We start from the raw sequence: 11,304 nt of genomic DNA on the forward strand, positions 1-11,304 counted from the left end.
CCAGAAACGTACGGGTGTTACCTATGTCAACACGCGAAAGGCGGACCCGCCTTCCCACCAGGGAAGTGAGGTCCGCCTCGCGAAAAACTACCGATCAGTGCCTGATTCAGGCGACCGGAACGATGTTCACGACCTTGCGGCCACGGTGCGTGCCGAACTCCACCGCACCGGCGTTCAGCGCGAACAGCGTGTCGTCGCCGCCACGGCCGACGCCCGCGCCGGGGTGGAAGTGGGTGCCGCGCTGGCGGACCAGGATCTCACCCGCGCTGACGACCTGACCGCCGAAGCGCTTCACGCCGAGGCGCTGAGCGTTGGAGTCACGACCGTTACGGGTGGACGATGCGCCCTTCTTGTGTGCCATCTCTCCTCAGTCCCTTACTTCGCAGCCGCGGGGATCTCAGTGACCTTGATCGCCGTGTACTGCTGGCGGTGGCCCTGACGACGGCGGTAACCGGTCTTGTTCTTGTAGCGAAGGATGTCGATCTTGACGCCCTTGTGGTGGTCCACGACCTCGGCCTGGACCTTGATGCCGGCCAGGACCCACGGGTCGCTGGTCACAGCGTCGCCGTCGACAACGAGCAGGGTCGAGAGCTCGACCGTGTCGCCAACCTTGGCGGTGGAAATCTTGTCAACCTCGACGATGTCACCGACAGCAACCTTGTGCTGGCGGCCACCGCTGCGCACGATGGCGTACACGCGGATCTCACTCTCTCGCTCGGGAACGGCACCCCCGCAGTCCAGCCACCCGGCATGCGAACGGCCTCTCCGGGACACCCGGTGCCCAGGAGGAAGAGGTTTACGGGGATGTGACGCGCCCTATCTGCGGACACGTCGACGGTCAAGAGTACGGGTCCGTCGACGAAGGGGTCAAACCGAGCCGCCTTGAACATGTACAGCTACCCTGTGACACCAGGCCATACACCTCATGATCACCGGCCGTCCATGCGGCGGCCACTCGCCACAGGGCTTCCGGACAGGAGACAGGTACAGCAGATGTCGATCAAAGTGAGCGTCATCATTCCGGTGTACAACCCGGGGAAGTACATAGAGCCCTGCATCGACTCTCTGCTTCGGCAGACCCTGCCGGCCGAGGAATTCGAAGTCCTCTTCGTGAACGACGGCTCGACCGACGACACCGCCGAGAAACTGGACGCCCTCGCCAAGGAACACCCGCATTTCCGGGCGATCCACATACCCAACTCCGGCTGGCCCGGAAAGCCGCGCAACATCGGTGTCGGTGAGGCGCGCGGCGAGTACGTCCAGTTCGTCGACCAGGACGACTACCTCGCCTCGGACGCGCTGCGCCGGCTCTACGACATGGGCCACCGCAACGTCTCCGACATCGTCATCGGCAAGGTGGCCAGCAACTTCCGCGGCGTCCCGCACGGCGTCTTCCGGCTCGACCGGGAGAAGTGCACCATCCACGACGCCCCCCTGTACGACAGCCTCACGCCGCACAAGATGTTCCGCACGGAATTCCTGCGGGAGAACAACATCGCCTATCCCGAGGGCAAGCGGCGCCTTGAGGACCAGCTCTACATGATGGAGGCGTACTTCCCCGCGAAGGTCGTCTCCATTCTCGGCAGCTACACCTGCTACTACTACTCGAAGCGCGACGACGGAAACAACGCGGGCTCCGCCCGGATCGTCCCCTCCGGCTATTACGGAAACCTCCGCGAGGTGCTCGACGTCGTCGTCGCCAACACCGAGCCCGGCGATTTCCGCGACCTGCTGCTGCGCCGCTTCTACCGGGTCGAGATGCTCGGCCGGCTCAGCGAGCCCAGCGTCCTGCGCTACGACGAGGCCTACCTCGATGAGATGGTCGAGGCCGTGAAGCCGCTGGAGAAGGACTTCATGACCGAGGGCGTGCACAACGGCCTCGGCGCGCTCACCCGCGTCCGCTCCACCCTGCTGCGCCGCGACGACCGCCAGGGCCTGGTGCGCTTCGCCAAGTTCATGAAGTCCATCAAGGGCACCGCCCGCCTGGAGGACGTCGACTGGCAGTCCGACGGCAAGCTGGCCGTCACCGTCAGCGCCCGCCTCGTCCACGGCGACGACGCCGAGCCGCTGAAGCTGCTACGCCGCGACGACCGCGTCTTCCTGCACCCCGACTTCACCGAGGGCATCCTCGAGGACGGCGAACTGGTCGACGTCACCGACGAGTTGGACGACTTCAAGGCCGAGATGTCGCTGCGCAACCGGGAGACCGCCGTCGAGTGGTCCTGCGCCGCCCGGTACACCTCCACGGTCGAGGACCTCGGCGACGGCGTCTGCGAGGTCGTGCTGCGCGGCACCGGCCAGGTCGCCCCGCAGGGTGTCAAGGGCCGCGGCCCGGTCTCCCGGGGCTTCTGGGACGTCTGGGTCCCGGTGCGCGGCCTCGGTGTGGTCCGCAAGGCCCGCCTGGGCGCCGACCGCGCCCCGCACGTGGACGCGGACTGCCGCCCGGCGCTGCTCGGCTCGCCCTCGCGCGCGGTGATCCCGTACTTCACCGACCCGCACGGCAACCTCACCCTCGACGTGGCCCGCCGCGCCAAGCTGCTGGCGACCTACCTCGCCGACCGTCCGGTGCAGCGGATGCCCGGCAGCGGTGCGGAGCTGCGGCTGGACGTGTTCACCCGCGGCGCGACGGCCCCGTACAAGACCGAGCTGGTCCTGACCTCCGCGGACGGCCGTACCCACGTGCTGCCGGGTGAGGTCCGCCCGTTCTCCGGCCGCGGTCACATCGTGCTGCCGGAGCGCGCGGGGGGTGTCCCCGCGGGCGACTGGAAGCTCTCGGCGCGCCTGGACGGCGAGAAGAACGACGCTCTGGAACTGTGCGAGGTGACGGTCCAGGGCAACGGGAAGCTGACGATCAGCAGCGACCTCAAGGTCGTGGACCTGGAGCTGGTGCGCGCGGCGCTGGCCAAGCGGCGCAAGGCGGCCATCCGGCGCCGGCTGCGCGCCGTCGGCGGTCCGGTCGTACGCCGACTGCCCGCGCCCGCCCGCAAGAAGATCAGCGGGCTCGCCAGGAAGCTGGTCGGCTGACCGCGGACGCGGTCCGGACCCGAACGACAAGCAAGGAGTGATCTACATGCGGGAGCTCGGCATCGCCGGCGCCTGGATCCATGAACCGAAGGTCTTTCCAGACGCTCGCGGGAGCTTCCACGAGTGGTTCAAGGGCGGGGACTTCGAGGAGTCCCTCGGCCACGGACTGAACCTCGCCCAGGCCAACTGCTCGGTCTCCAGCCGCGGCACCCTGCGCGGTATCCACTTCGCGGACGTGCCGCCCAGCCAGGCCAAGTACGTCAAGTGCGTGCGCGGCGCGATCCTGGACGTCATCGTCGACATCCGGGTCGGCTCCCCCACGTACAAGCAGTGGGAGATCGTCCGCCTGGACGACGTGGACCACCACTCGGTCTACCTCTCCGAGGGCCTCGGGCACGGCTTCCTGGCCCTGACGGACGACGCGACCGTGGTCTACCTCTGCTCCGAGGGGTACGCCCCGCAGCGCGAGCACGGCGTCCACCCGCTCGACGCGGAGCTGGGCATCGAGTGGCCCTCGGACGTGGAGTACGTCCTGTCCGACAAGGACGCCGCGGCCCCGACACTGGCCGAGGCGGAGGCACAGGGCCTGCTGCCGACGTGGGAAGCGTGCCAGGACTACTACGCGCAACTGCGCGGCTGAGACACCGCGGATGACGCCAGGGGCCTCTCTGGCGTCATCCGACCGGCCTGAAGCCCCGTCCCGTCCCCGTGATGTCCGGCCCGAGGTCGAGGTTGGCCCCGTAGACCGTGAGCATCGGTGCGGTCTCGACGCCGTCCGGCCCGCCGCGCAGTACCTCTACCTTCCCCTCGTCCGTGGTCACCAGCTCGGCGGCGCGGTCGCCGTTGGTGTCGAGCATCATGGCCGTGAGGCCGGGCACGGCCTGTCCGCCGTCCGTCATGAGCCCGTCGGCGCCTCCCCTCAGCAGGATGACGGTGTCCTTCCCGCCCTTCTCCGTCTCGGCCGCGAACGCCACGTCCGCGTATCCGTCGCCGTTGACGTCACCGACCGCTGGCCGAGAGCCGAACGAGCAGTAGCCGAAGGGGCCCTGGACGGGCAGCCCCGCCGTCTTCTCGGTGATCCGCAGCGGCTTGAGCTTCTCGCTCTGCCCCGAGCGCCCGCCGTACACGACCTCCAGCCGGCTGCCGCCCTCCGGGGGGAAGGGATCGCCGCGCATCTCGCAGGCGAGGCCCGCCACCACGTCGGCGTAACCGTCCTTGTTGACGTCCGCCGTCCTGAGCTGGGCGCCGTGGAAGTCCCCGCCCTCCGCGTCCTTCAGCCGCGGGCCCTCGACGAACGTCCCGTCGGCCGTGCCCCGGTACAGGGTGGTGGCGTCGGCGATGAGACCCCCGTCCGCCAGTCCACCCGAGCTGACCAGGAGGTCGTCCTTGCCGTCCCCGGTGACGTCCCCGAGGGCGGCGGGCACGGCGAGGTGGGACACGGTGCTCGGCGGCAGGTCGAGGGAGGTCGTGCGGCGCGGGGTGCCCTCACGGCTGAACGGTCCCAGCTGAATCCGTACGGTGTCCTCGTCGCTGTTGACGACCAGATCGGCGTGTCCGTCCCCGTCGACATCGCCGGTCAGCGGTGCGGAACCGGTGAGCTTCGCCCCGTCGGACAGCCCCTTGTCGCTCCCCCAGACGACGAAGATCGTCCTCCGGCCCGCCTGGGTGACGAGGTCGGCCCGGCCGTCCCCGTCGAGGTCGGCGATCACGCTCGTGCCGCTGCCGCCGAAGTTGCCGCCCTGGCCCGCCTTGCCGAATCCCAACTGGTCCTGTGTGACGACCTGCGGCGTGTCGGTGTCCTCCGGCCCCTTCGCCGAGCCGCGCAGGACGGCCGCGAATCCGGCGGCGTACTTGCCGTTGACGGTCGCCCCCGAGTCGCCGAAGACGAGATCGCCGTACCCGTCCCCGTCGATGTCCGACCGGACCCCGGAATGACGCGCCGGCCCCTCCCCCGATCCGCCCGACCCGCAAGCGGCCAACAACAACACCAGGGCGGCGCCGACGACATGACTTCTCTTCATGCCGGGTCGGACTGTCCGCCCTGGTGTTGGGTTGTACTACGCGAGTCGTACTACGCGGGTTGTTCTCCGGTTCAGCCCCGCTCGGCCTTCACCAGCGCCGGGAACGCCTCGGTGAGCGCCTCCCGCCAGTCCCGGATCGGCTCGATACCGGCCGCCGCCCACCTGTCGTGCCCCAGCACGCTGTACGAGGGGCGCGGAGCCGGTCGTACGAACGCCTCGCTGGTCGTGGGCCGTACCCGCTCGGGGTCCGCCCCCAGCTGCTCGAAGATGGCCCGGGTGAAGCCGAACCAGGTCGTCTCGCCGGAGCTGGTGCCGTGGTAGACGCCGGCGGGGGCGGTGCCCGCGAGGGCGCCCTGGCCGAGGCGGACCAGCCGGTCGGCGAGGTCGGCGGTCCAAGTGGGCTGGCCCCGCTGGTCGTCGACGACGTCGAGGGTGTCCTTGACGGACTCCAGCTTGATCATCGTACGGACGAAGTTGCCGCCGCCCGCGCCGTACAGCCAGGCCGTGCGCACGACGTAGCCGCGTGACGGCAGCCCGGAGAGCACCGCCTGTTCGCCGACCAGCTTGGTGCGTCCGTACGCGCTGCGCGGCCCGGTGGGCGCGTCCTCGGCGTACGGCTTCTCCGCGTCCCCGGCGAACACGTAGTCCGTGGACACCTGGAGCAGTACGGCACCCTCGGCCGCGCACGCCTCGGCGAGGTTTCGCGCGCCGTCGCCGTTGATCCGCAGCGCCTCGTCCTCACGGGACTCGGCGTCGTCCACGGCCGTCCAGGCGGCGCAGTTGACGACGACGGCCGGGCGGTGGGCGGCGAAGGCCGCGCGCACCGACTCCGGGTCCGTGATGTCGAGTTCGGCGCGGGTGGCCGCGACGGCGGGGATCCCGGCGTCGGCGAGCCGCGTCAGGACGTCCTGGGCGAGCATGCCGCCCGCGCCGGTGACCAGCCAGGTGCTCACAGGGCGGCCCGCTCCTTCAGCGGCTCCCACCAGGCGCGGTTGTCGCGGTACCACTGGACCGTCTCCGCGAGACCCTGCTCGAAGCTCTTGCGGGGCACGTAGCCGAGCTCCTCGCGGATCTTCGTGCAGTCGACGGAGTAGCGGCGGTCGTGGCCCTTGCGGTCCTCGACGTACTCGACGCTGGTCTCCCAGTCGGCGCCGCAGGCCGCGAGCAGCAGGCCGGTGAGCTCCTTGTTGGAGAGCTCGGTGCCGCCGCCGATGTTGTAGACCTCGCCGGCCCGGCCCTTGGTGCGCACCAGCTCGATGCCCTGGACGTGGTCGTCGATGTGCAGCCAGTCGCGGACGTTGGCGCCGTCGCCGTACAGCGGGACCTTCTTGCCGTCGAGCAGGTTGGTCACGAAGAGCGGGATGACCTTCTCGGGGAAGTGGTGGTGCCCGTAGTTGTTGGAGCAGCGGGTCACACGCACGTCGAGGCCGTGGGTGCGGTGGTACGACAGCGCGATCAGGTCGCTGGACGCCTTCGCCGAGGAGTAGGGCGAGTTGGGCTGGAGCGGGTGCGTCTCGGGCCAGGAGCCCTCGTCGATCGAGCCGTAGACCTCGTCGGTGGAGATGTGCACGAAGGTCTTGACGCCCGCGCGGTGAGCCGCGTCGATCAGCGTGTGCGTGCCGACCACGTTGGTGCGCACGAACTCCGCGCCGCCGTCGATGGAACGGTCGACGTGCGACTCGGCGGCGAAGTGCACCACCTGGTCGTGCTCGGCCATCAGCTTGCCGACCAGCTCGGGGTCGCAGATGTCGCCCTGCACGAAGGCGAACCCGGGGTGCTCGCGCACCTCGTCGAGGTTGGCCGGGTTGCCCGCGTACGTCAGCTTGTCGAGGACGGTGATCGACACGTCGCCGGGGCCCTCGGGGCCGAGCACGGTACGGACGTAGTGCGAGCCGATGAAACCGGCGCCGCCGGTCACCAGGATCTTCGTCGGGGAGGTCATGAAGAGATCTGCACCTTGCTGTGATCACCGAGCACGAGCCGGTGGGCCTTCGGGTTACGGGGAGCGGGCGTCACCTCGACGTCACGCCCGATGAGCGAGGCCTCCACGCGGCGCACACCGGTCACGGAGGACCCGCGCAGCACGATGGAGTACTCGATTTCGCTGTCCTCGATACGGCAGTTCTCGGAGACCGAGGTGAAGGGGCCGATGTAGGCGTCGTTGACGACCGTGCCCGCGCCGATGATGGCGGGGCCGACGATCCGGCTGCCGCTGACGCTGGCGCCCGCCTCGATGCGCACCCGGCCGATGATCTCGCTGGTCTCGTCGACCGTGCCGTCGTTCACCGGATCGACGGTCTCCAGGACCGACCGGTTGACCTCCAGCATGTCGGTGACGTTGCCGGTGTCCTTCCAGTAGCCGGAGATGGTCGTGGAACGGACGTCGCGCTTCTGGTCGATCAGCCACTGGATGGCGTGCGTGATCTCCAACTCGCCGCGCCAGGACGGCTCGATCGAGCGGACGGCCTCGTGTATGGCCGGGGTGAAGAGGTAGACGCCGACGAGGGCGAGGTCGCTCTTGGGCTGCTTCGGCTTCTCCTCCAGGCCCACCACCCGGCCGTCGCCGTCGAGTTCGGCGACACCGAAGGAGGTGGGGTTGGGGACCCGCGTCAGCAGGATCTGCGCGGCGGGGCGCTCGCTGCGGAACTCGTCCACCAGACCGCTGATGCCGCCGACGATGAAGTTGTCGCCGAGGTACATCACGAAGTCGTCGTCCGCCAGGAAGTCCTTGGCGATGAGCACCGCGTGGGCCAGACCCAGCGGCGCGTCCTGCGGAATGTAGGTGACCTTGATTCCGAACTGCGCACCGTCGCCCACCGCTTCACGGATCTCGTCCGCGGTGTCTCCGACGATGATTCCGACCTCGGAGATGCCTGCTTCGGCGATCGCCTCCAGGCCGTAGAACAGCACAGGCTTGTTGGCGACCGGCACCAACTGCTTGGCCGAGGTGTGAGTGATCGGGCGGAGGCGGGTGCCCGCTCCCCCGGAAAGCACGAGAGCCTTCACGAAATTCCCTGTTTGTCTAAGATTCGGCGCTGATCTCGGCTCACATCATAACCCTGTTACCAGACCGTAGATTCACCCGCCATTCACATGATCGATTCCTGGGTGACAGCTGACGGGTCACCGCTGTGGGGAAGCGAAACACGAAATCCGCCCCCGGTCGAACCGGAGGCGGATTTCGATCTTCGGAACTACTCGGCCGTCGTCGAGGTCGTCGTGGAGACCGACTGCGAAGACTGCTGCTCGGCGGCCACCGTCTTCTTCGACGCGGCCTTCTTGGCCGTCGTCTTCTTGGCGGCGGTCTTCTTCGCGGCCGTCTTCTTGGCCGCCGCCGTCTTCTTGGTCGCGGCCTTCTTCGCCGTGGCCTTCTTCGCCGTCTTGCGCGCCGCCTTCTTGGCCGGAGCGGCCTCGTCGGCACCAGCCTCCTCGGCGGGGGCCTCGGCCGACGGGACGACCACGACGGCCGACTCCTCGGACGCGGTGGGCGCGGTGGCCTTGCGGACGGCACGGCGCCGCGGACGGGCCGGGGCGGCGCTCTCGGCGGCCGCCTCGGTCTCGGCCGGCGCGGCCTCGGACACGGCCTCCTGGGCCTGCTCGGCCTGCGGTTCGGCCGCGGGAGCCGTCTCGGCGACCGTCACCACGGCTGCCTCGGCGCCCGCGGGGGAACCGGCCGGAGCCGACGCCCTGCGCGTGGCCCGGCGGCGCGTACGGCCCTTGGGAGCGGCCTCGTCGGCGGGCTCGGCCTCGGGAGCGGCCTCGACGACCGGGTCCTCTACGGCGACCGGCTCGGCCTGCGCCTCGGCGGCCGTCTCCGGCCGCACGGGACGCTCGGCCTCGACCTCGGCAGGCACGGCCTGGGCGGTCGGGACCTCGACGCTCTCGGAAACCGGGCCCTCCTCGGCAGCCGGCTCCTCGAAGCCGCCCGACCTCCTCGACCCGGCACCGCGCGGCGCCCCGGCCGGAGACGACGCCCGGCGGCTCGTCCGGCGACGGCCACGCCCGCGCGTGGCGGCCGCCTCCGCCTCGGCGACGCTGCTGTACAGGTCCTCGTCGGGCGCGAACTCCGTCGGGGCCAGGGACACGGGCTCGGCCACCTCGGCGGCGAGCTCGGCCTCGGTCTCGACTTCCTCAGGCGCCTCTACGACGGCCACGGCCTCGTGGATGTGCTCGTGCCCGTCACCACCGCGCCCGCGCTTCTTGCGCTTGCCACCGCCACCGCCACCGCCACCGGCGGAGCTCGGCTGCTCCATATGCACGATGACGCCACGGCCGTTGCAGTGCACGCAGGTCTCGGAGAAGGACTCCAGCAGACCCTGGCCGACCCGCTTACGGGTCATCTGAACCAGGCCCAGCGAGGTGACCTCGGCCACCTGGTGCTTGGTCCGGTCCCGGCCCAGGCACTCAAGGAGGCGCCGCAGCACCAGGTCCCGGTTGGACTCCAGGACCATGTCGATGAAGTCGATGACGATGATGCCGCCGAGGTCACGCAGCCGCAGCTGACGCACGATCTCCTCGGCCGCCTCCAGGTTGTTCCTGGTGACCGTCTCCTCCAGGTTTCCGCCCTGGCCGGTGAACTTGCCGGTGTTGACGTCGACGACGACCATCGCCTCGGTCCGGTCGATCACCAGCGAACCACCGCTGGGCAGCCAGACCTTGCGGTCCAGCGCCTTGGCGAGCTGCTCGTCGATCCGGTACGTGGCGAAGACGTCGACCTCGGAGGTCCACTTCGACAGCCGGTCGGCCAGGTCGGGCGCGACATGCGAGACGTAGCCGTGGATGGTCTCCCAGCCCTCGTCGCCGCTGACGACGACCTTGGAGAAGTCCTCGTTGAAGATGTCGCGGACGACCCGGACGGTCATGTCCGGCTCGCCGTAGAGCAGCGTCGGGGCGTTGCCGCTCTTCGCCTTCTTCTGGATGTCCTCCCACTGCGCCTGGAGCCGCTCGACATCGCGGCGCAGCTCGTCCTCGGAGGCGCCCTCCGCGGCCGTACGGACGATGACGCCCGCGTCCTCGGGGACGATCTTCTTGAGGATGGTCTTCAGCCGCGCCCGCTCGGTGTCGGGCAGCTTGCGGCTGATGCCGGTCATGGAGCCCTCGGGGACGTACACGAGGTAGCGGCCCGGGAGCGAGATCTGGCTGGTCAGACGAGCACCCTTGTGCCCGATCGGGTCCTTGGTGACCTGGACCAGGACGGGCTGCCCCGACTTGAGCGCGGCCTCGATACGGCGCGGCCCGTTGGCCATGCCGAGCGCCTCGAAGTTGACCTCACCGGCGTACAGGACGGCGTTGCGCCCCTTGCCGATGTCGATGAACGCGGCCTCCATGGACGGCAGGACGTTCTGCACCTTGCCCAGGTAGACGTTGCCGACGTACGAGGTCGCCTGCTCCTTGTTGACGTAGTGCTCGACGAGCACGCCGTCCTCCAGGACGCCGATCTGCGTACGCTCACCGCTCTGCCGGACGACCATCACGCGCTCGACGGCCTCGCGGCGGGCGAGGAACTCCGCCTCGGTGATGATCGGGACGCGCCGGCGCCCCTGCTCGCGGCCTTCCCGGCGGCGCTGCTTCTTGGCCTCCAGACGCGTGGAGCCCTTGATGGACTGCACCTCGTCGGACGGCTCCGCCTTCGGCCGGGGCTCACGCACCTTGACAACGGTCCGCTCCGGGTCGTTGTCACCAGGCTCGGAGTCCGTGGACGAGTCACCGGCACGACGGCGGCGACGACGACGGCGACGGCTGCTGGAGCTGGAACCGCCGTGCTCGTCGTGGCCCTCCTCGGCGTCCTCGTCGTCCTGCTCGACGGCGTCCTCGGCGTCCTCACCGGAGCGCTCGGACTGCTCGGCGGCGGGGTCGTCGGACTCGTCCGACTCCTCGTCCCCGGACGCGTCGGCGGAGTCACCGCGACGCCGACGACGGCCACCGCGACGGCGGCGCCGACGCGACCCGGTCTCCTCGGTCTCCTCCTCGTCGACGGAGTCCTCGGCCGACTCGTCGGCCTCTTCCTCCACGGCGCTCTCGTCGACGGTGTCCTGTGCCTCGACCTCGTCGGGGGCGCCCCGGCGGCGACGGCGGCGACGCGCGCCGGCCGGCTCCTCGGCGGCGTACTCCTGCACGGGCGCCACCGGCTCGGCCTGCTCGGCCTCCGCCTCTGCGGCGGCCTCCGCGGCGGCCCGCTGCGGCGTCTGGAACTGCGGCTACCGCACGTCCCGCCGCCACTGGATCTCGTTCCGCAGCACCTCGGTGACCTCGGTGTACC

Annotated in this window: 9 protein-coding genes; 2 read left to right on the forward strand and 7 right to left on the reverse strand. The window is 69.9% G+C overall.

The features are described 5' to 3' along the window. Positions 1-106: 106 nt before the first annotated feature. Both rpmA and rplU read right to left on the reverse strand, forming a co-directional pair. Positions 107-361, reverse strand: coding sequence for a 50S ribosomal protein L27 (gene rpmA, locus ABZ896_RS33390; protein ID WP_015660411.1), 255 nt, complete (start codon positions 359-361; stop codon positions 107-109). A gap of 14 nt (positions 362-375) precedes the next feature. Continuing rightward, a complete protein-coding gene (gene rplU / locus ABZ896_RS33395) occupies positions 376-696 on the reverse strand; it encodes a 50S ribosomal protein L21 (protein WP_007381993.1) in 321 nt (106 codons plus the stop codon). 297 nt (positions 697-993) lie between these two features. Between rplU and ABZ896_RS33400 the strand changes: the two genes are divergently transcribed. Both ABZ896_RS33400 and rfbC read left to right on the forward strand, forming a co-directional pair. Continuing rightward, the gene (locus ABZ896_RS33400) at positions 994-3,024 is read left to right on the forward strand and encodes a glycosyltransferase (protein ID WP_360937229.1); all 2,031 of its coding nucleotides are present in this window, start codon (positions 994-996) and stop codon (positions 3,022-3,024) included. A gap of 46 nt (positions 3,025-3,070) precedes the next feature. Beyond that, positions 3,071-3,664: a dTDP-4-dehydrorhamnose 3,5-epimerase gene (gene rfbC, locus ABZ896_RS33405; protein WP_360937231.1), complete on the forward strand. Its 594-nt coding sequence runs from the start codon at positions 3,071-3,073 to the stop codon at positions 3,662-3,664. A gap of 34 nt (positions 3,665-3,698) precedes the next feature. On the opposite strand, the gene ABZ896_RS33410 is transcribed toward rfbC, so the two are convergent. The 5 genes from ABZ896_RS33410 to ABZ896_RS33430 form a co-directional block, all read right to left on the reverse strand. Further along, positions 3,699-5,045, reverse strand: coding sequence for an FG-GAP and VCBS repeat-containing protein (locus ABZ896_RS33410; protein ID WP_360937233.1), 1,347 nt, complete (start codon positions 5,043-5,045; stop codon positions 3,699-3,701). Between the two features lie 71 nt (positions 5,046-5,116). Continuing rightward, complete coding sequence (gene rfbD / locus ABZ896_RS33415; RefSeq protein ID WP_360937235.1) at positions 5,117-5,998, reverse strand: dTDP-4-dehydrorhamnose reductase; 882 nt, start codon at positions 5,996-5,998, stop codon at positions 5,117-5,119. Then, positions 5,995-6,987 (reverse strand): dTDP-glucose 4,6-dehydratase, encoded by a 993-nt coding sequence (gene rfbB, locus ABZ896_RS33420; protein WP_360937237.1) that lies wholly within the window; start codon positions 6,985-6,987, stop codon positions 5,995-5,997. Before rfbB ends, rfbD begins: the two co-directional genes overlap by 4 nt. Continuing rightward, on the reverse strand, positions 6,984-8,051 hold the full coding sequence (locus ABZ896_RS33425) for a glucose-1-phosphate thymidylyltransferase (protein ID WP_360937239.1): 1,068 nt from the start codon (positions 8,049-8,051) through the stop codon (positions 6,984-6,986). Before ABZ896_RS33425 ends, rfbB begins: the two co-directional genes overlap by 4 nt. Before the next feature lie 188 nt (positions 8,052-8,239). Next, complete coding sequence (locus tag ABZ896_RS33430; protein ID WP_360937241.1) at positions 8,240-11,170, reverse strand: Rne/Rng family ribonuclease; 2,931 nt, start codon at positions 11,168-11,170, stop codon at positions 8,240-8,242. Positions 11,171-11,304 lie beyond the last annotated feature (134 nt).

The sequence above is a fragment of the Streptomyces sp. NPDC047072 genome, from assembly GCF_040643855.1.
GTDB lineage: Bacteria > Actinomycetota > Actinomycetes > Streptomycetales > Streptomycetaceae > Streptomyces.